Origin of the sequence: Nostoc sp. 'Peltigera membranacea cyanobiont' 232 (assembly GCF_002245985.1) — a bacterium.
Classification (GTDB): domain Bacteria; phylum Cyanobacteriota; class Cyanobacteriia; order Cyanobacteriales; family Nostocaceae; genus Nostoc.
Genome location: NZ_NOLK01000156.1, coordinates 1 through 19,104 on the forward strand (window position 1 = coordinate 1; position 19,104 = coordinate 19,104).

The following is a 19,104-nucleotide window of genomic DNA, read 5'->3' on the forward strand; positions in this document are numbered from 1 at the left end:
AGCGAACCACGAGTCCGCAAACGTCGCCCAAAAATTTACCCCTTGATGACTAAAACCCGGCATGAGTTACGCAAACAATTGCAAACTGCTTAAACTGCAAGGGTTCCGGCTTTTCTTAGTGCCATTCCATCCAGTTCTATTCAGGCATGGCATTGGGAGTTGATACCGCAGCAGTAGAGATAATCTTAGGCTTAAAGGATAAGTACCCTATTGAGATAAACCTCACTGCTGTCGTACTCTGCACTAACCAAGATGCCAAATGGAATAATCTCGATAAGCAGAAGTATCATTGGCTGTTATCCCAATGCGACGCTATCAAATTTGTCTCTAACTTACCTTATCAAGAAGCTGGAGGAATCAAATGTTTAAATGCTCGTAACCGATGGATAATTAATCAAATAAAAAATGTCCACGATATGATGATTGCTATCTGGGATGAACAACCTGGAGGAACAGCTAATTGTATTGCCGATGCAACAAAATTAAACCGCAGAGTCATAATTTATAACTGGGTTACAAACACTTATCAAAAGTTAGGAATTTGGTAAATTAATCAGCAGTCAATGAGACTGCTGATTAATATTTATAAATACTATTATTAAAATCTAACAGCGGATGCCCCATTCCGGCTCCTCGGCTTCGGAAGCTGTCGGTAGTCCTCATTGGAAACTCCCCGAATTCGCCAGCAACATCATCCATTATAGGATTTCTACATACCCTTCTGTTCCATGTACACGAATTCGTTGCCCATCTTTTATCAGTTTGGTAGCATTTTCTACTCCAACAACTGCTGGTAAGCCATATTCACGTGCGATAACTGCTCCATGGGTCATCAGTCCACCAACTTCGGTGACTAGACCTTTTATGGATACAAACAATGGTGTCCAGCTAGGGTCAGTAAAGGAGGTGACTAATATATCTCCATCTTCTAGATCGGCATCTTCCATGTTTAAGATGACACGTGCTCGTCCCTCTATAACTCCGGAAGAAACAGGTAGACCTACAATAGCTTCGGCTGGGAGATTTTCTCGTTTGTACTCACCTGCAATGATTTCACCGTCAGAGGTGATAACACGTGGGGGAGTTAGTTTTTCATATAATTTGTAATCGTCTTTTCGTTTGCTGATGATCTGGTAATCCAGCTTATTGGTGCATACGGCTTCGTGAAGTTCTTCAAAAGTGAGATAGTATATATCTTCTTTTTCATGAATAACGCCCGCTTGTACGAGTTGTTCGGCTTCTTTCAGTAACGCCTGCTTATAAACAAAGTAGCGATTAACCATGCCGTATTTTGGATATTCACGATAACCGATGAAATTCCGCATTAGGCTAATCATTCGTTTTGTTTCATTGGCCTTTTGTTCACCATCTGGTAATTGCTTCAATCGATCTAATAACTCTTGTTCTTTTTTCAAAGCTGACTGTCGCCCTTGCTCAAATTTCCGATTGCTGGCATTAGGCTCAAAGTTTTTGATGTTACTGAGAATCATGGGGACAAGTGTAGTTGGTTTTTCACACCAACGAGTTTTAGTAATATCGATTTCTCCGGCACATCGCATTCCGTATTTGTTGAGATAAGCATAGATAGCGTCTTGGGTTTCCTTTCCACCATTAAACTTAACCAGTTCATCCAAAAAGTTATCATCTTTTACATGTTGTAAATAATCAATTACTTCTGGATAAGGACGAATCACATCTGCGACATCCAATAGTTCCAGACCCATAGACGAAGTAATATTGTTGGGGACAGATTGAGAAAGCGTGTCTGCTACGTTTTTTTCATCTAACCACTCCTTCATTTTTTCATTGATCCATGATGAAGCATTCATAGCAGTCATAATCATACCAAAACTTTGTGGATCAAATAAACTCTTCTTTAATTGCTGGATATCTTCCAGAATAAAATCAATTAGCTCCGATCCTGATTTCGTTTGGATGTTATGTTTTAAATCGTCTATCGATCTTTGGCTACTCTTAATTAAATCAGAAACGATTGTCGGATCGTATTCGTTTAGTGTTTGAAAATCCGCAGGCGATGGAGATTTATTGCTTTTACCGGAACTCTGTTCTTTTTGATCATCTGGTAACGATTCAATGAAATCTCCTCGCTCTATGATGGTCATCAGTGCGTCTTTTATGAGCGGCTCGGATTTTCCCAACACATCTACTATAATTTCTCTTCTAACAGGTGAAGCCAGATCAGGTGTGATATCAACAAACAACCTTCCACCAGCTTTATGCATGGGTCGAGCAGCTGTTAACTGGAATAAAGACAATCCCAATGGTTTGATGGGGTCAGTCATCATTTGTTGATGACCGACAGATACATAGACGTGATTTTCCCGATCGTTCGCTTCAGGGATCGGGTATAAAGTAGTGATTGGCCGACTCTGGACAATATAAAATGTATTATCAACCAAACACCATTCGATGTCCTGGGGGCTGCCGAAATGTTCTTCGATCTTTCTGCCTATGCGCTCAAGCTGTAAAATCTGCTCATCCGTTAGCGCTTGCCTGTTCTGTCTCTCAGGTTCAATCTCCTGTTCTTTCGTACCGCCATCTTTTAAGGCGTAAATAGCCAGTTTCTTGGTGGATATCTTCTTATCGATAACCTTGCCGTTACACACTTTATAGATATCAGCATTCACAATGCCTCTGACCATAGCCTCACCAAGTCCGAAGCTGGCATCAATGGATAACACCTTCCTATTAGAAGTGACGGGATCGGCAGTAAACAAAATTCCTGCCACCTGCGGAAAGACCATCTTCTGAACCACCACAGACAGGTGGACTTTACGGTGGTCGAAGCCATTTTGAAGGCGGTAAATTACTGCCCTCTCGGTAAATAGCGATGCCCAGCACTTGCTGATATGCTGATAGATTGCCTCCTTTGAGATAATGTTCAAATACGTATCGTGCTGGCCTGCAAAGGAGGCCGTCAGTAAATCCTCAGCAGTTGCGCTGGATCTTACTGCATAGGCATTTTTTTCATCAAGCCTGGAGAGGAGGCGGGCGATCTCTTCATTAATATCTTGAGGAATGGTTATCCCTTCAATGAAAGAGCGAATCTCACCGCTAAGTTCACCGATTTTATGTCTGTCTTCCACCAATAGATGCGATAACCGATCGAGTAATTCGTTAATCGACGACGTTTCCGCAATGATTCTTTTAAAGGCTTCAGTAGAAACACAGAAGCCATCCGGTACGCGAATTCCTTCAATCTTGGAAAGTTCCCCCAGGTTTGCGCCTTTACCTCCAACAACCGTGATTTTTGTTTTATCAATATCTTGAAAACAAAGCACAAATGAACTCATCAGTTTCCCTCCTTTGGCAATTCATACTTTGGTAATTTTGACTGCATCACAACCGATCGACTCTCGACGGTCGGTGTGCATGGGCGTTGTTATGCGGCGATCAGCTATGCTGGGCGCTCTGCGCCATCGCTCACTAGCTGCCGCTACCGCGATGCGATCGTGTTTTCAGGATGCCAATCTGCTCGGTTCAGGCAATAAACAAAACAGTCATCGTCGCCAAACCTTCGTGGTTCAACAAATTGGAAGCCAAGACGTTCATAGAAGCGGTGAGCGCGAGTATTGCTGGCAAGTGGATCGATGAGGACAGTCGTCACACGCGGGTCGGCAAAACATCGAGCTAAGGCAAGCTGCATCATTCTTGTGCCGTAGCCTTTGCCCAAATCTGTTTCTTCCCCAATCCAGATATCAATGGCACGAAGATCCGGTGCAACATCGCGCCAATAACGGCTTTCCTCACGCGCTGGATCGATAATTTGGACAAATCCAATGGGACGACCCTCGATCTGGGCAATTAGTTGCTCTCTCCAGTCAGGATTGCGACTCAGTTCTACCTCCCAATACCAATCATCGTTGGGATCTGCGGCAATGACATGAGGTTGTTGATCCCAGTGTTGCAGCAGTTTCAAGTCAGCAGGGGTGGCAGGGCGTAAATTAATCATCACTACACAAGCCTCGTCCGCTTACGATCGCCCATAAATGGTTGCCATACCTTGCGGTTCATTGATATTGACATGAACCTTTGTTGTACATATAAATTCTCCTCTAAAAAATTAGCGATCTAGCCGACTAGACTTCAATTATTGGCTGACGGCATTTTGGTAAACTTGGGTAAATCTGGGTTGATATAATCCCACGGCTGGGCACTAGCGGTATAAAGATCCATTCCAGGTTGAAACCAGCCTGGATCGTCAAGGCTGCCTGCAAGAATGCCTATCAGTTCGAGATTCGGCGGTTTACTAAATAATCGAGAACCACAGTTGGGACAAAATCCCCGAGCGACTGTGGCTCCACTATCGCCAATGACCTCGTAATATTTAACCTCTCCAGCGATCGTGACGGCATCGCGCAAGACAAGGAGCGCCGCCGCAAATGCGCTGCCCGTTGCCCGTTGGCAATCGCGACAATGGCAATTGCCTATAACAATTGGCTCTGCCGAACATTCGTAGCGGATAGTTCCACATAAACAACCACCTGTAAAAGGTACTTTCATCCTACTTCTCCTGTGTTTTCATCGAGCAGAACAACATGGCAGGGATGAAAGCCGCGTTGTGCCAGGTATTCAGTGGGCGTGCAATCGGCCAGCGACCGAAAATCGTGAATAAAATGTGCTTGGTCGAAATAACCACAGGCGATCGCAATGTCCGCCCAATCAACCCGATCTTTACCGGATACTAGGTCAAGGGCTTGCTGTAAGCGTCGAACCTGACAAAATAGCTTGGGGGTTAGCCCCACTTGATCTCTGAATAGTTGGTTGAAATGGCGGGCACTGAAGCCAATTTTATCTGTTACTTCGCTCACTCTGGTGGTTGGATATCTCTTAAACTCTTGCAATGCCATAGCGATGGCGGCATATCGATCTAGCGGTTTCATTACCATTAGCAAAAATTGCTCCAAAACCCAAAAGCGGCTTGCTACTGTTGGTGATTCTAGAAGGCGATCGCGCAGTTCAACCGCCCAACCCTGCCATAATTCATTTAATGAAATTCTCTGGTTGTGCAATTCCCCCGCAGGCAACGTAAAAAATGGGGTATTGCCCCCAGGTTTGAAATGTACGCCCATCATCGATATCTTGCTGTCATTGTTGATAATGAAGCTTTCAGAATGCGTACCGCAAATCATCATGCCGTTGGTGCTGCCGATTTGCGCTCGACTGGAGCTATCGAATAGTGGAATCCTGTCTTCATGTAGATTGATAACCAACTCCATCGAACCGATCGGCAACAATCGAGACTGCGCTTTAGGTAAGTTCTCACCTTCTCGACTCCAGAGCAGTTCAACAAATTGCGAGAGCGGCGATCGCGGTTGGTAAGTCTGGTAAATCATCTGGTTTTGCCAGTCAATCAACACTAACAGATCATCTTTAGGCTACCACCGAAACCGATGATTTGACGACTTTACTCCAACTCGTACACCATACTAAACGATACTCCACCTATCCGATTGACGATCTCGCTCCCTGGTACTTTGATAAAGCCTGCTCGTTCATACAACCTCAGACACTTATTAAGTCTGGGAGTGAGCAATGCCGTAGCCGATAAAATCACGCTTCAGGTCACAGAAGTAGATTTCTCTGGCACTAATACTTGGTCATTTTAATAATTATGACAAAGAATGCTAGATAATAAGGATAAACGCGAACGCCATATAGTTTATCTGTACTATTTTGGTCAAAATTTAGAACCCCTTTAACTATCATTTCGTATTTGTTCGTTCATGAGTTGAGATTGCTTGTGGTAGATCCAGTATCGAGGTCAACGTACCATTTTATAAATTTTCAACTTTAATAATTCCTGTACTATTTTTAGTATTCCCAAAATCAAATTTCTATACCCCCAGTTGATAACAAGCCGTTCAGGAAACCTCTACTTGTGATGTCAGCTATAATTAAAAATACTGATTATTTAGAAGGTAAAGCTATTGATGAAGAAGTTCTTTCAGTAATTGCAATCGAGGTACACAAAGAATTTATCCTTCCCCTGGCTCACGAAATAGAGAATCTTAGGTATCGACCTGATCAGGCGATTGCCATTGATCCTCATAATAACCAAAATAATTCTTTACTTTAGATTCAGCTTAATCAATACAAAAAGGGAATTTTGAAGAATGCTGATATTTTTGGGAAATCTAATTGCACAAATCAGAAAATCTAATTGCCATCCTGCTGATACTCATGTATTAGAAATAAGGTTTTTTGATAATCCAAGTTTTAATTTAGGGCATGATTACTGTGGCACTTTTCAAGATTGCATTAGAGAAGCTATAGCAAGTTTTAAAGATTTAGCTAGATTTAGTTAATTAAAAAAAAAAAGGGAATTAGGTCAAGCGGGAGACGCGATTGACTCAATTTGCAGCGATTTGGACAAGCACCCGCAAACACGAGGTCATGGGGCAATAGAGTTGTCTATGGGACTAAAATTAAGTCGGAACCTTTCAACTTGTGAAGAAGTAGCTAAATTTATTGAAGGTATCTTATGAACAACAAAAAATCAAACATCAAAACTTATGGTATCTGGAATATTGAGTGGGAAGACGGCCGAAATTATGCCAAAGGGCAAGTTGCAACTCCACACAGTTTTGTGCTTGTTTATTCTGAAAAAGGTGAAAGATCCTACACTTATTTAAGATTTATTTGGAATGGGATTGAGTATTACAGGGGAATTGCCAAAAGCTATTCACAACCGTATTTGGTAACATTAGCTAGAAGATACGCAGAAGAAATTGTAATTAAATCCGAACAATCTAATTTAGAAACATTATGGAACAAGCCAAAATTGAATCACGAGTTAAGGAATTAGACGCGAATTTAGAGTTAACTTCTGGGGAAATTTTTGATACTGTTTGCGGTGAATTTGGACTTGATATTACTTCTTTGGAATCAGAATTGGGCTGCAAGTGTCCGTTTGCATTAGTTGGCTATTTGTCAGAGTGCGAAACAGGAAATCATGAATATTAGCAAAAAATGGATGATTTTGGATTATGACGGAATCTGAAATAGAAGAATTTGAGCGACTAAAACGTAGAATTAGAGGTGATTGGATTGCAACAATTCAAATGGAGTTAATAAAGCTTGATTATTGTGCAATGCTTGTAACTATAGATAATCATGAGGCGTTTTTGGGGCTTAGACCAGAGCAAGCCGCTATTAGAGCTATTCAAAATCTTTATGAAAATACCCGTGGTGTTTGAGGAATAGCATAGATGCAAAGTTTTATGTTATTATTGGCGCTCAAGTACGAAATTACATTGCGCCTCTTGCTCTGTTTATGGTTTAGAATTTTTCTCATTTTTTAGTTCAAAGCACAGTTACACAACTTTAAGTTATGTTGAAGTAAAACTTAGGAAAGAAGTGTAGATAAAAATATGAGCGATCGCTTAATTGAAAAACTGTTTAATGAGGCAGTCAGCCCAATCTTTTCTTCAAACAACTTAACTAAATATTCAGCGCTCAAACAAAGAGAAGACGAATTCAAAGCATTATTTAATATTGAACTAGCAGAATATGTTGACTCGAAGAGAGGATTTAACTTTTCTCTATTTATCCGCGACTTTTTGAGCGAAGCTAAATTGCCATATAGCAGTGCTGTTCAGCAAAAATATGGAGAGCGAGCGGCGAATTTGATTGGGGAATTAATTTGTATTTGAAAGCCAGATTTTTCTCAATTAAACTAAAGCATAAATAAGGATTTTAATTGATTTTTAGTAGCTAAAGCATTGCAGAAATCTAAGTTGAGCCTAATTAAAATGCTGCTTGAAAAGTGGGTAAATTTGTGCAGCAATAGATTCAAATTTATCCCCATCTGGATAGGGTCTGGCAATCTCATTTCCATCTTCATTCAGCCAAAAATGCTGATTTGGAGAATAATACAAGGATAATATTGCTCCACGCCACCATCCTCCAAGAATGAGTTCATCTTTAAAGAGACTCCGCTAACAGAATAAAGCAGTAATTCAGTCGTAATTACCCCTACAAAGTTTCATCCAGTAATTTCCGAAATCATCTACTTTTTTTATGAGAACAGACTACGAATCTAATTTTAGCAACGATCGCATTCCTTCCTACGAAGAATACGGATACCCCGCTCCCAGCCGTCGCCGTCGCAACTGGAAAGAAAACGCTAGCATTGCCGGACTAATGGCAGTTGGTACTGGCTTGATGATTGCAGATATCTCCATTCATCACATGGTAATGGCATCGCTGGCTTTTGGAACTGGCATTGTAGCGTTACTACCCAAGGAAGCAAACTTGCTACTTTCCAACTTCGAGAAATGGCAGCGCAAGTATGGCATCAATATCTATACCGTCTTGTTCTGCTTGGTAGGTGTAGTATTTATGTTGGATATGGCCGCTGCACCTGCAAACGCCCAGTTCATGCAAAACGCAGAAGACTTTTTCACAGAGTATTTTACAGGCGTTAACGCAGACATCATCAAATACGTATTTGCGGTACTGCGCGGTTTGTTCCTAATTTACCTCGGTATTGGTCTGATCCGGGTCGTTCAATCAGCCAGAAACGACGAGGATTGGCAAACAATCGCCCGTACACCAATTATCGTTGCCCTCACAGTTGTAGTCGGAGACTTGCTTGCAGGACTGGTAACAGGCTGATACCAAGTCTTCAAAAAAGCCACCACGAGTGGCACAATTCCACAAGTGCCACTCATCAAAATTTCAAAAACTGACTTTTGTCTTTCGTAATAATGGGCAGAGAACGGGAATTTCGTACTGTCAACCGCGTATTAGGAGACCAACCACGCCTCGGGCCATTCCCCGCCGACCAAATTGTTCCCTGGAGTGCGATCGCTCTCATCTCCTACATGGTAGTCAAAGGTTTTATGCAAGCTTCTTGGCTTGCAACCGGAATTGTAACCGCCTGGGGATGGGCAACCTGGTGGACAGTAAGTTCCAACAAAGCCTTTTTCGGTAAGTTTGTCGGCACACCCCGCATCACCCGTGGTTACAAACCATTTGTCTCCCTCGTTAATCCTCTACAACCTCAACCCAAGAAAAAGCGCAAGCTTAAAAAACGCAGATAAAGCTTCTCAATTAATAAATATCACCGAACGAAACTACAGGCTATGAGTTCGACCGCCTCAACGAAAATAAAGCACAAAATTGGTAAAAAATCTCTCGATACCAAACAATTAGGTGTTGTCAAAAATCTGACACCGTTTGAGGATATTACCCATTTAGCCGGGATTGCAAGTATCTCGCTTGCTGGTCGTAGAGATATCGGCGCACTTATTCTCCAGAAAAAAGAGGATATTCAAATCAAGTTCTGCTTTGACGTACAGGGAATTCACCCGTCCTTGCCCGAAGAACAGATTCTCCCCATTTTTGAAAATATTGAGGGCGGACTCAAAGAACTTCCCGAACGAGAAACCTTGACAATTCATCTTGGTTCGTTCACTGATGACTTTCTCCGGCAGCAGGAACTAAAAAAGATAGAGGATAAATGCGATCTAGAGCAATTAACTTTATTAGTGCGATCGGAACGTCTGCGAGCAAGAGAACTCACCGAAGCAGGAACCCGTAAAAATAAGTTTTTACGCTTCTGGTGTACCTATAGTGTCTTGGCTTCAGAAGACAGTCGCTCAAATGATGCGATTGAAAAAACTATCAAACAATTGCAAAATGCCTGGTTCCAATTTACTGGACAAATTCACGGTGTTCGGCAAGAACGAATCGAAACAATCTTGCGGGATAGTTTTACCTCTGGGTTCCAACGGTGGGAACAACTTTTTACAAACTCAATGGGGCTTTCAGTACGAGCAGTCACAAGTGAGGAAGTATGGTCAATTCTTTGGAGTCAGTTTAACCGTAGCGACGCACCCAAAGTTCCCAATCCCCTCATATTAGATGAAGAGGGGCTTCGAGAAGTTCAAAGCAGCGATTTCCATATTCGCCACCTGATGCTAGAGAACGAAAAATCTGTCCCCTTTCTCGATCGCAGTTGGGTAAGACTACAAGACAAGTATATCGGTGTCCTGCAATTTAGCGAAAAGCCCCAAGGCTGGGTAGACGAATACGCCCAGCTTCGATACCTTTGGGAGGTAATATCCAAAGAAAAAATCTCCGATACTGAGATTATCTGCCAGCTATCTAAAGCTAACCAGGGACTCGCCAAAACTGCCCTTCAACGAATCACCAAACAGTCAATTACCTCCAGCGCCATGTCTTCTGAGAAGGGGTCAATTGACGTAAAAGCCAATATGAACATTGAGGAGGCAGTTAAGGCACAAGAAACTATCCTCAGAGGCAGTCTCCCCATCCACACTGCTGTTGTCTTTTGTGTTCATCGTCACAGTCGTCAAAAACTTGATGAAGCTTGCCAATACCTTTCTAGCTGTTTCTTACGACCTGCCGTAGTTGATAGAGAAATTGAGTATGCTTGGAAGACATGGTTACAATGTGTACCTATAGTCTGGGAAAACCTACTTACAAGACCCTTTAACCGTCGCCTCCCTTATTTCTCATCAGAAGTTCCCGGACTCATGCCGATAGTTAGAACGGCTACGGGAGATAAATCCGGGTTTGAGCTAATAGCTGAAGAGGGAGGAACTCCAGTACATCTGGACTTGTACAAGCAGCACAAAAATCTTGCCATTTTCGGTACTACCCGTGCAGGTAAATCTGTCTTAGTAGCAGGTCTATTAACACCTGCCTTGGCTCAAGACATTCCCGTAATTGCACTTGATTATCCCAAACCTGATGGTACTAGTACGTTTACCGACTATACCAAATTCATGGGAGAAGAAGGGGCATATTTCGATATTAGTAAAGAATCGAACAACCTATTTGAATTACCAGATTTAAGGGGGTATGAACCTGAACTTATTAAGGAAAGGATGACTGATTTCAAGGAATTCTTGAAATCTACATTAATGATAATGGTACTTGGGACAAATCCTGTCGGGGTAAGTCCGACAATGATATCAAATATCGAAAGTATCATTACAATCACAATTGAAACTTTCTACAACGATGAAGATATCAAACTTCGATATAAACTTGCACTAGAAAATGGATTAGGAACACCTGAATGGGCAGATATTCCCACACTTAAAGATTTCTATAATTATTGTTCGCCTGGGTTTATCAAACTTGATTCCATCACCAATAATAGTAAAGAAATTCTTGATGCTCTTGACCAAATCAGATTGCGATTAAAGTTTTGGCTGAACTCACGAGTTGGACAATCAATCGCCAATCCATCTAGCTTTAAAACTGATGCCCGACTACTGGTATTCGCACTGCGATCGCTTGGAAGTGAAGCTGATGCAGCAGTCCTTGCCCTTAGCGCTTATTCCGCAGCATTACGTAGAGCTTTATCATCCAAAGTATCAATATTTTTCTTAGACGAAGCACCGATTTTATTTAGTTTTGACAGCATAGCCGAGCTAATTGGTAGACTCTGCGCCAACGGTGCAAAAGCAGGTATACGTGTAATTTTATCTGCCCAAGAACCAGAAAGTATTTTCCAAAGTAAGTCTGCTTCCAAGATATTTGCTAACATCACTACCCGCCTTATCGGTCGGATTCAAACATCAGCTGTTGACCCATTTGTTAACAGGTTTAAATACCCTTATGAAATTATCTCACGCAATAGTACCGAAGCATTCTTCCCAAAACGCGAAAGTATCTACTCACAGTGGTTACTTGACGATAATGGCAAGCTTACCTTCTGTAGATATTACCCTGCTTATTGTTTACTTGCAGCAGTAGCAAATAACCCGAACGAGCAAGAATTACGCACTCTATTTCTCAATAAATATGTCGATAATCCAATGCTGGGTATGGTGAGATTTTCAGAAAGCTACATACAGACACTTCGCGGAGATGAGTTAAGCCAAGAAGCACAACAATTACTGGATAACAATAACAATAAGCAATTAAAGCCAGCATAAGTTATATAAGAAAAGCTAAGAATAATCTGGATTTATAACAAGAAGAATCAATAACTCATAAACAAGTGGCTTAAATTTAATTGCCACATTGGTTATTTTATCCACAAAAAGTATGAAGCCAAAGTTCAATTTTAGTAAGAAAGGGGCAATAATCGGGTCAATAATTGGTCTGGTTACTTTACTCAGTACAGCACCCAGTTATGCTTTTTCAATTGACGATTTTTTCAAGGTTTTAGGCAAATTCAATAACTATTTTGAGGAAACCAAAAACGAACTCACCGCAGCAGCTAATGAATGGGGTGGGATGAAAAGCGAAGCTAAAACTGCTATTCAGACTGGCAGTATGGATATGCCAGACCCAGTAAATTCAGCCGAAAAGCTCAAAGAGCAACTCAAGAGCAAGGGTAACTGGAATGAAAGTAACACAGTTGAAGGTGCTGTAGGTGCAGCTAACGAACTGGAGAGAGAAACCACCCGCGCCACGATCGCAAGCGTCTTAGGGGAAGTCGGTCAGGAACGTACCAAAAATGAAATAGAAGCAACTGAACAAACTGTAGCTGAGGCCAAAGAACTTGCGGAATCTGCACAATCAATGGATGCTTCACAAAACATTCTCAAGGTAATTGCTGCCCAAAACTCGCAAATTGTCTCAATGTTGGGGCAATCCCGCACCGACGGACTGCAAGCACGGCACGATGTCCAGCAAACTAACCTGATGCTATCTCAACTTGCCAAACAAGGAGCAAGCGATCGCCGTCGTCAAAACCTGATGATGGACGGTATCAGTGCCCAGTACATGGAAATCAGTGGGTTTAGCAGTCTCAAAACTACCGCAGGTGAATAATTCACCTTAATCAATTGGTCATCTCAATTCCAGAGATGACCAAACCTTCACGCCTGTTAACCAAGTGCTATGTTAGAACACCTCATAATTGCAACCGACCCATTTTTTGGACAAGACATTGTAGAAAATGCCGCCGCTGGAGCGCAATTAGTAGCTGAAGGTTTTAATGAACTTTGGCAAGAAACCCTCAACGGCAGCTTGTACGGCTCGATGTGCAAAGTTGGTCAGTTTTTTGCGATCGCCACACTTACCCTTTTTATGGTTGAGTTAGGCAAAAACTGGATAAATCAAGAAGATATGAAAGCCCTCTCCAGTTGGATATGGCCCATCCTGGTTATCGGGCTACTAGCTAACAATGGCACTTTACTCAGAAGTGGAACACTCGCAATACGAGGATACATTAATACTGTCAATAATGACATTCTTGAGTTTACTGCTGCCGGAGCAAACCTAGAAGTAGCATTCAACCGAGCAGTCGGCAATATTGCCCTCCAGCAGCAAGTAGGGGCGGCAATGGAAAGATGTCGCTCGATCCCTGGTAACACGCAAGATTCAATCAACTGCTTGCAACAAGCAGAAGCAGAACTCAAAACCTCTGCACCCGATCTATTTAAAGGAGAAGCCCCCGATAGCGGTAGTTGGGAGTTTAACCCACTTCAGGCTTTATCTGATGCCAAAGATGCGCTCAACGACCTCTCCCCCGGTCAAATTGCCGAAAAGATTGGTAATTCTATCACCAGTACAATCGGCTCGATGATCACCGGATTTGTTGCAGTCATCCTCCTCGCCCTCAATAACGCTTACCAGTGGGGTATCGAATTCACGATGCTTTTAACTGCCCTACTTGGCCCATTGGCAATAGGCGGTTCACTACTCCCCTTTGGCGCGAAACCTATTTTCGCTTGGCTAACTGGTTATTTCACCGTTGGAATGGCAAAACTTTGCTTCAACATGATTATTGGTTTGTGCGGACAACTTATTGCTAATTCCGAACAAAACCAACCGATGATATTTCTCCTTTTTGTCGGATTGGTTTCTCCTATCCTTTCATCTGCATTAGCCGCAGGTGGTGGAATAGCTGTTTGGACAGGATTAGGTAAAACAGTAGCATTTGGATCTGAAATTGCAGCAGGAATCGCTACTGGTGGAGCAAGTACAACTGCAACGGTTGCTGTCAATGCCACCAAATTTGTTAGTTCCAAAATTAAAGTTAAAAAGTAATTAGTCAGAATTCAGGAGTCAGAATTCAGGAGTCAGCTAAGACATTTCAAGATTTGATAGTTTGGCAAAAAGCACATCAGTTTGTTTTATTAGTATATCAATTTACTAGTGAGTTCCCTAAATCGGAAATATATGCTTAAACCTAAGTCTAAATCTCAACCAGCCCGCCTCCTCAGTTACGGTCAATCTACCTCTACACCTATTGCAATGGCAATCACCATAACAGCAGGAGGAACTATCTTATCGATCCTATTGCAAATTGTAAATATTGGTATGAGTTCTAGTACAAATCGTCATGTCAAAGGTATGACGGTTGTTCAACTCCAAGATGGCTCTATTTCACCTGGTAAATTTGCTGCTCCCAACGAACGCGAAGATGAAACTATCAAACGCTTTATCTCAGATAGCATGATTAAAATGTTCGGTTGGAACGGAATAATCGAAGCAACAGAGAATGGCGAAAACGTTACCAAACCTGATAAAGGAATAGATGTTCAAACAACAAAAAATAGTAGAAAAAGAATTCCGACTAGAGCTTGGGAAGCTGCATTTGCATTATCTGAAAATCAAGATTTTCGGGCAAACTTCCTCAAAAAATTAGCAGAAATTGTCCCAAATGGTGTATTTAACGGTGAAGTTCAAGTCTCACTCGTCACCCGCCATATCTCTGAACCCAGAAAAATCAAGGATGGAAAGTGGGAGGTTGATTATATCGGTACGCTCGTAAGCTTTGATAGAAATGAAAACCAAGGCAAAGGAATCGCCTTTAACAAAACAATTACTGTCGAAGCTATCGATACTCCCAAGTTACCAGCCAAGCCAACTGAACTTGATAAAAAAATTTATTTAGTACGAGAGCCAGGTTTAGAAATTACTCAAATTGTTGATTATAATCTCGGCAAAAAAGAAAATAATTAGTAATTAGATACCAAAATATGTTACAGCTACAAGATGAGGCTTCAAATAAGCATGAATTATCTTCTGTAGATAGTCTTTTACCAATTGAGAGTAAAGATATAAAACCTGTAGAAGATGAACTGGAGAGTTCACAATATGAGGTAGCTGAAGAAGATGAACTGGAAGTAGAAGACCCCGCATTAATACAAACTAAACACGATTTTGTCACATCTCCCTGGTCAAGATTAGGAATTATTGGTGGTGCATTCGGTGCTGGGTTCCTAGTTATATTTTTTGTCCTCAACGGCATGATGAATGGGGGTGGTAAAAATGCCAAAAAACCAGAAGTAACCCCTACCCCCACTCCCACGGTTGCCGCATCTGAGAAAAAAGATGGGGATGTCTATGCCAAGCTTGCCCTTGCCAAGCAACAGGAAGAACTTGATGCACTAAATGGTAAAGGCAAGACAGAAGACAAAGAAGAGAAAAAGGAAGGTACTGAAGAAGAACAATCCAAAAACAAAGAGAAAACACGTTCTACTCGACAACGAAGGGTAGTCGCTCAAGAAACTCCCCCTACTTCCAGAAGACGTGTATACCGAGAAGAAGCACCCGAAACTGTTAGACCAAGACGTAGAGAAGTCGCTTCACAGCCAATACCACCCCTGCGTCCTAGCGCTCCTCTGCCAAAATTTGCCAAACAAATAGTTGCCAGCAACCAGAGTGTCGCCAAAGACCCAATAGCCGAACTCGAACGCCTGCGTAGTCTGGGTTCGGTTGGTCGGGTTGATTATATGTTAGCCAGTACCACTGTAAGTGAACCTACAAGCACAACAGCAGAAGAAGTTACAGCTAAAACTGAAGAAACATTACGCCCAGCAGAACAAAATACCAGTCGCTCCCGTCGTCGCCGTAACCGCCGCAGCGAGAATACCGAAACAGTCACCAACACTCCCAATAAAATTGAAGAACTGCGCCCGCGTTGGGAACCTGTAAACACAAACGACAGTACTCCAGAGTATAGCAATACTGGTGACGAAAAAAACAATCAAGCCGTACCAATTATTTATAGCTTCTCGGTAAAAGAACCACAAACTAGCTCAGAACTTGGCAAAGAAAAAACCGTAGAATCCAGTTTTGCTGGTAATAAAGAAAACAATCTCCCTCAGCAAGTCGAACGAGTTGCAAATGACTACCTGCCAGAAGAAGCACAGATACTTCAAGAAACACAACCACAGTATCTAGTTGTCGGTTCGTTTGCAAGTGCAACCCTCGTAACTCCGCTCGTGATGCCCCAAATCAACAATAACGGTCGTTCCCAAGAGCAGACAAATACGTTACGGTTTGTCGCCCAGTTGAACGAGCCGCTTTACAGCAATACTGGCGAAATAGCCATTCCAGCAGGAACACAGGTAACTATCGCCATGATTTCGGTTGATAGCACATCAGGCGTGCGTGCCGAAGTCACGGCCATCCTCAAAGACGGAACCGAATACCCCCTATCACCCGGAACGATATCAGTCCTGGGAGAAGCAGGTTCCCCCCTAGCCGCCAGACCCTACGACAACAAGGGATCTGAAATTGCCAAATACGATACCACTTTAGGAACAATAGCTGGTATTGCCAAGGTAGGGGAAATTATCAACCAGCCAGATGAACAAGTCACAGAAGATTTGCCTTTAGGTGGGACAAGAACCCGCAGCCGCAATAACAACCGCAACCTGGGAGCTGCCTTCCTTGAAGGTGCCTTTGGCAAACTTGGCGAAACAGTCAGCAAGCGGACAGAACGTGCCACTGACGAAATCAACCGCCGTCCCAATGTCTGGTATGTGCCTAAAGACACCAAAATCACTATCAAAGTCGATAGGTCAATCAAACTGTGAAACTCAGATATATAGCCAACTTTAGTTTAATTATCCCCTGCGCGATCGCCTTTAGCGGGTGCCTCACCATCGCCTCCGTGCTTGCACCAAACCAACTTGTACTAGCAAATACTATCCGTCAAGTTGCTGCGTCCCAGGTGTCAGGGGAGAATGCCCAATTGCAGACAGTTAAGGTGTGGCCCGGACATGGGGTATCAATATCGTTCTACAACACCAGAGAAGTCATCAAGAAAATCTGGCTAGATGACCCATCTAGGTTTGTTTTTGATGTAGACGGATGTCTTGAAGGCTTGGGTAAGTGTTCTGGAAACAGTACGGGCGCAGGACTAATTCACATTCGCCGCATCGAGACAGTCAAAATCCCCGGTTTACCACAAGCTTCTTACGGGGCGCACATGACGGTGATTACCGAATCTGGGTCAACAAGGAAAAGCTACCACTTTCGGATTGTAGCGGGCAGTAGCACACCAGAGTACAGCCAAATTGAAATTATTAGCGATACTCCCAGCAAACCTGAAGAAGTAAAACCAAAGGTCAGTTACACCGCATTATCTGATAGCAGACATATCGCCAAAGGGATGCAAGTTGCCTTAAAAAACCAGTGGGTTACTACAGATAGCAAGCTTTGGAAGCGTCTGAACCAACTTGTTGAGTTGCGATCGCAAGGAGAGGAACTTGTTGTCGCCGCCAGCACCACCGGAGTATCAATGCAGTTGGTTGAAAAACTCATGGTGCTAGGTGGAAAGCGCTTCTTAGAAATACCGCCACAGCGCAATAATACTCCCATAACACCAAATACAGGTAAAACAAACTTTCTCTTGAATCAATAATTTTTAAATAACCAGTGATGTATAACGAAAATTTGACCTCCAACAACCAAATTTTAGATATCACAACCGAGGTAACTGCGATCGTACCAGTGAGAGCTGCAAGTCAGGAAAGTACTCACAACAAAACTAACCGAGCGCTTGAGTATCGGATGGAAAAGTTTAATAATTTACGCTACCTGATGGTAGCAGGACTTATTGCAGGACTTGCCCTACATGGGTTAATCCGGTTTGGAGGTAGCTACAATATCGGCAGTCTCCTATTCGGTGAGAAAGCAGTAGCTCTAACAGTTACATCGAAGTATTCAAATTTGAACACTTCGATAGATAAAACAAAACAAACCAAACAGCCACAGCCCGTCGCAACTAAATACGTCAACGGCGCACCTACTCCTGACTGGAGTAGTATCACGTTCAAAAATATGAAATTTGGCGGTGCTGGCAGCGTCGAATTTCCTAATATCAAAAACCCTGGTATGAAGGAGACACGCACCTGGAGTACCGGACAAAGCCTTGCCGAAGTCATGGAACTGGGCGATTTTGAAGCAACTGAGTTCAATATTGAAGATTTTACGCTTGAAGATATCGCCAACATCACGGGAATTAACCTCAAAAATCTCAAACTTTCAGATTTTGAGACACTAGAGTGGCAAACACTCGAAGACCTCGCCGAAGCAATTCCCAAGCTTGAAGATTCAGAAGTCGGAGCCATCCCACCAATTCAAGAACTAGTGACCAAAGTAACAGGCAGCACCGCAAGCTACCAAACTGTTGGTGAAGTACTGGACAATTATCCCGAACTGGGAGAAGTGGAACTTGGTAAGTATGTCAAACTCAATAAGTATAAATTAACCAGCATTCCCGGTATTCAGGATGCACAGCTAAAGGACTTTACTAACTGGCAAAACACAACAATTAGTAAGGTTCCGGGATTAGCAGATGTACCGTTTGATCAGTTCCCCAGTGTTCCCATCCCCGATGTTAGCTTTATCGGCAAAGTAGACTTACCCCTCGGTTCGCTTGAAAGCGGACGCTGGAAGTCAATAAGCGGTAGCTATCAAGCTGGGTTTAATGTCCCGTGCGAGAAAAAGTGCGGTCATATCGAAGTTTCGGGCAGTGAGACTATCGTTGGCGCACAATGGATGTCTGGTAAAGACCAAAACGTTAAAGGCGGATTCGGCATCTTGGGCAGCCTCAACGGTGGGAAAGAACCCACAGGTCGTCACCCTTTTGGGAAATCATTTAAACAAGTCATCTGGGACATTAACGAAGCGGACGGCAGTATCACCACCGCGATGTTCTTCCGTATCTGCAAGCGGGGATGGGTTGACTTGGGCTGCTCACCCTACTTCATTGGCCCAGTTCCGAATGGCACTAAGAAAAGCCGAAACCCTTGCGGTTTAAGCAGTTTGCAATTGCTTGCGTAATTCATGCCGGGGTTTCGTCATCAAGGGGTAAATTTTTGGGCGACGTTTACGGACTCGTGGTTCATT

20 protein-coding genes and 1 pseudogene are annotated in these 19,104 nt (G+C 42.8%); 17 read left to right on the top strand and 4 right to left on the bottom strand.

Features of this window, described 5'->3' with window-relative positions:
• The first annotated feature begins 146 nt into the window (after positions 1-146).
• On the top strand, positions 147-548 hold the full coding sequence (locus tag CDG79_RS32455; RefSeq protein WP_094345797.1) for an SLOG family protein: 402 nt from the start codon (positions 147-149) through the stop codon (positions 546-548).
• 150 nt (positions 549-698) lie between these two features.
• Here CDG79_RS32455 and ppsA read toward each other — a convergent pair whose 3' ends face one another.
• The 4 genes from ppsA to CDG79_RS32475 form a co-directional block, all read right to left on the bottom strand.
• Positions 699-3,314, bottom strand: coding sequence for a phosphoenolpyruvate synthase (ppsA, locus tag CDG79_RS32460; protein WP_094345798.1), 2,616 nt, complete (start codon positions 3,312-3,314; stop codon positions 699-701).
• Between the two features lie 143 nt (positions 3,315-3,457).
• Positions 3,458-3,973 carry a GNAT family N-acetyltransferase gene (locus CDG79_RS32465; RefSeq protein WP_094345799.1) on the bottom strand — a complete coding sequence of 172 codons (516 nt, stop codon included), beginning with the start codon at positions 3,971-3,973 and terminating at the stop codon, positions 3,458-3,460.
• Between the two features lie 134 nt (positions 3,974-4,107).
• A complete protein-coding gene (locus CDG79_RS32470; RefSeq protein ID WP_094345800.1) occupies positions 4,108-4,524 on the bottom strand; it encodes a GFA family protein in 417 nt (138 codons plus the stop codon).
• The gene (locus tag CDG79_RS32475; RefSeq protein ID WP_094345801.1) at positions 4,521-5,357 is read right to left on the bottom strand and encodes a helix-turn-helix transcriptional regulator; all 837 of its coding nucleotides are present in this window, start codon (positions 5,355-5,357) and stop codon (positions 4,521-4,523) included. Before CDG79_RS32475 ends, CDG79_RS32470 begins: the two co-directional genes overlap by 4 nt.
• 548 nt (positions 5,358-5,905) lie before the next feature.
• Here CDG79_RS32475 and CDG79_RS32485 point away from each other — a divergent pair.
• The 16 genes and pseudogenes from CDG79_RS32485 (at position 5,906) to CDG79_RS32560 (ending at position 19,038) form a co-directional block, all read left to right on the top strand.
• A complete protein-coding gene (locus CDG79_RS32485; protein WP_094345802.1) occupies positions 5,906-6,100 on the top strand; it encodes a hypothetical protein in 195 nt (64 codons plus the stop codon).
• A 37-nt stretch (positions 6,101-6,137) separates the two neighbouring features.
• Positions 6,138-6,329 (top strand): hypothetical protein, encoded by a 192-nt coding sequence (locus tag CDG79_RS32490; protein ID WP_094345803.1) that lies wholly within the window; start codon positions 6,138-6,140, stop codon positions 6,327-6,329.
• Between the two features lie 176 nt (positions 6,330-6,505).
• Positions 6,506-6,829 carry a hypothetical protein gene (locus CDG79_RS32495; RefSeq protein WP_094345804.1) on the top strand — a complete coding sequence of 108 codons (324 nt, stop codon included), beginning with the start codon at positions 6,506-6,508 and terminating at the stop codon, positions 6,827-6,829.
• On the top strand, positions 6,790-6,987 hold the full coding sequence (locus CDG79_RS32500) for a hypothetical protein (RefSeq protein ID WP_094345805.1): 198 nt from the start codon (positions 6,790-6,792) through the stop codon (positions 6,985-6,987). The genes CDG79_RS32495 and CDG79_RS32500 overlap by 40 nt, the downstream gene beginning before the upstream one ends.
• A gap of 23 nt (positions 6,988-7,010) precedes the next feature.
• The gene (locus CDG79_RS32505) at positions 7,011-7,220 is read left to right on the top strand and encodes a hypothetical protein (protein ID WP_094345806.1); all 210 of its coding nucleotides are present in this window, start codon (positions 7,011-7,013) and stop codon (positions 7,218-7,220) included.
• 174 nt (positions 7,221-7,394) lie between these two features.
• Positions 7,395-7,676 (top strand): hypothetical protein, encoded by a 282-nt coding sequence (locus tag CDG79_RS32510; RefSeq protein WP_094345807.1) that lies wholly within the window; start codon positions 7,395-7,397, stop codon positions 7,674-7,676.
• A 367-nt stretch (positions 7,677-8,043) separates the two neighbouring features.
• The gene (locus CDG79_RS32515; protein ID WP_094345808.1) at positions 8,044-8,640 is read left to right on the top strand and encodes a hypothetical protein; all 597 of its coding nucleotides are present in this window, start codon (positions 8,044-8,046) and stop codon (positions 8,638-8,640) included.
• A gap of 92 nt (positions 8,641-8,732) precedes the next feature.
• Positions 8,733-9,068, top strand: a complete 336-nt coding sequence (locus CDG79_RS32520) for a hypothetical protein (RefSeq protein WP_094345809.1) — start codon at positions 8,733-8,735, stop codon at positions 9,066-9,068.
• Positions 9,069-9,110: 42 nt separating this feature from the next.
• Positions 9,111-11,939 (top strand): hypothetical protein, encoded by a 2,829-nt coding sequence (locus CDG79_RS32525; protein ID WP_094345810.1) that lies wholly within the window; start codon positions 9,111-9,113, stop codon positions 11,937-11,939.
• A gap of 112 nt (positions 11,940-12,051) precedes the next feature.
• Positions 12,052-12,783, top strand: coding sequence for a hypothetical protein (locus tag CDG79_RS32530; protein WP_094345811.1), 732 nt, complete (start codon positions 12,052-12,054; stop codon positions 12,781-12,783).
• A gap of 69 nt (positions 12,784-12,852) precedes the next feature.
• Positions 12,853-14,004: a hypothetical protein gene (locus tag CDG79_RS32535; RefSeq protein WP_094345812.1), complete on the top strand. Its 1,152-nt coding sequence runs from the start codon at positions 12,853-12,855 to the stop codon at positions 14,002-14,004.
• A gap of 23 nt (positions 14,005-14,027) precedes the next feature.
• Positions 14,028-14,138, top strand: a pseudogene (locus CDG79_RS32540) (four helix bundle protein); the annotation flags it as partial.
• Positions 14,137-14,922 (top strand): hypothetical protein, encoded by a 786-nt coding sequence (locus CDG79_RS32545; RefSeq protein ID WP_094345814.1) that lies wholly within the window; start codon positions 14,137-14,139, stop codon positions 14,920-14,922. The pseudogene CDG79_RS32540 and the gene CDG79_RS32545, both read left to right, overlap by 2 nt.
• A gap of 17 nt (positions 14,923-14,939) precedes the next feature.
• Positions 14,940-16,784 carry a TrbI/VirB10 family protein gene (locus CDG79_RS32550; protein ID WP_094345815.1) on the top strand — a complete coding sequence of 615 codons (1,845 nt, stop codon included), beginning with the start codon at positions 14,940-14,942 and terminating at the stop codon, positions 16,782-16,784.
• A complete protein-coding gene (locus tag CDG79_RS32555) occupies positions 16,781-17,614 on the top strand; it encodes a hypothetical protein (RefSeq protein WP_094345816.1) in 834 nt (277 codons plus the stop codon). The genes CDG79_RS32550 and CDG79_RS32555 overlap by 4 nt, the downstream gene beginning before the upstream one ends.
• Positions 17,615-17,631: 17 nt before the next feature.
• Positions 17,632-19,038, top strand: coding sequence for a hypothetical protein (locus CDG79_RS32560; protein ID WP_094345817.1), 1,407 nt, complete (start codon positions 17,632-17,634; stop codon positions 19,036-19,038).
• Positions 19,039-19,104 lie beyond the last annotated feature (66 nt).

What these genes read in the sequence shown, in the direction of transcription:
- CDG79_RS32455 (WP_094345797.1), top strand. Translation starts at nt 147, where the DNA reads ATGGCATTGGGAGTTGATACCGCAGCAGTAGAGATAATCTTAGGCTTA.
- ppsA (WP_094345798.1), bottom strand. Translation starts at nt 3,314, where the DNA reads ATGAGTTCATTTGTGCTTTGTTTTCAAGATATTGATAAAACAAAAATC.
- CDG79_RS32465 (WP_094345799.1), bottom strand. Translation starts at nt 3,973, where the DNA reads ATGATTAATTTACGCCCTGCCACCCCTGCTGACTTGAAACTGCTGCAA.
- CDG79_RS32470 (WP_094345800.1), bottom strand. Translation starts at nt 4,524, where the DNA reads ATGAAAGTACCTTTTACAGGTGGTTGTTTATGTGGAACTATCCGCTAC.
- CDG79_RS32475 (WP_094345801.1), bottom strand. Translation starts at nt 5,357, where the DNA reads ATGATTTACCAGACTTACCAACCGCGATCGCCGCTCTCGCAATTTGTT.
- CDG79_RS32485 (WP_094345802.1), top strand. Translation starts at nt 5,906, where the DNA reads ATGTCAGCTATAATTAAAAATACTGATTATTTAGAAGGTAAAGCTATT.
- CDG79_RS32490 (WP_094345803.1), top strand. Translation starts at nt 6,138, where the DNA reads ATGCTGATATTTTTGGGAAATCTAATTGCACAAATCAGAAAATCTAAT.
- CDG79_RS32495 (WP_094345804.1), top strand. Translation starts at nt 6,506, where the DNA reads ATGAACAACAAAAAATCAAACATCAAAACTTATGGTATCTGGAATATT.
- CDG79_RS32500 (WP_094345805.1), top strand. Translation starts at nt 6,790, where the DNA reads ATGGAACAAGCCAAAATTGAATCACGAGTTAAGGAATTAGACGCGAAT.
- CDG79_RS32505 (WP_094345806.1), top strand. Translation starts at nt 7,011, where the DNA reads ATGACGGAATCTGAAATAGAAGAATTTGAGCGACTAAAACGTAGAATT.
- CDG79_RS32510 (WP_094345807.1), top strand. Translation starts at nt 7,395, where the DNA reads ATGAGCGATCGCTTAATTGAAAAACTGTTTAATGAGGCAGTCAGCCCA.
- CDG79_RS32515 (WP_094345808.1), top strand. Translation starts at nt 8,044, where the DNA reads ATGAGAACAGACTACGAATCTAATTTTAGCAACGATCGCATTCCTTCC.
- CDG79_RS32520 (WP_094345809.1), top strand. Translation starts at nt 8,733, where the DNA reads ATGGGCAGAGAACGGGAATTTCGTACTGTCAACCGCGTATTAGGAGAC.
- CDG79_RS32525 (WP_094345810.1), top strand. Translation starts at nt 9,111, where the DNA reads ATGAGTTCGACCGCCTCAACGAAAATAAAGCACAAAATTGGTAAAAAA.
- CDG79_RS32530 (WP_094345811.1), top strand. Translation starts at nt 12,052, where the DNA reads ATGAAGCCAAAGTTCAATTTTAGTAAGAAAGGGGCAATAATCGGGTCA.
- CDG79_RS32535 (WP_094345812.1), top strand. Translation starts at nt 12,853, where the DNA reads ATGTTAGAACACCTCATAATTGCAACCGACCCATTTTTTGGACAAGAC.
- CDG79_RS32545 (WP_094345814.1), top strand. Translation starts at nt 14,137, where the DNA reads ATGCTTAAACCTAAGTCTAAATCTCAACCAGCCCGCCTCCTCAGTTAC.
- CDG79_RS32550 (WP_094345815.1), top strand. Translation starts at nt 14,940, where the DNA reads ATGTTACAGCTACAAGATGAGGCTTCAAATAAGCATGAATTATCTTCT.
- CDG79_RS32560 (WP_094345817.1), top strand. Translation starts at nt 17,632, where the DNA reads ATGTATAACGAAAATTTGACCTCCAACAACCAAATTTTAGATATCACA.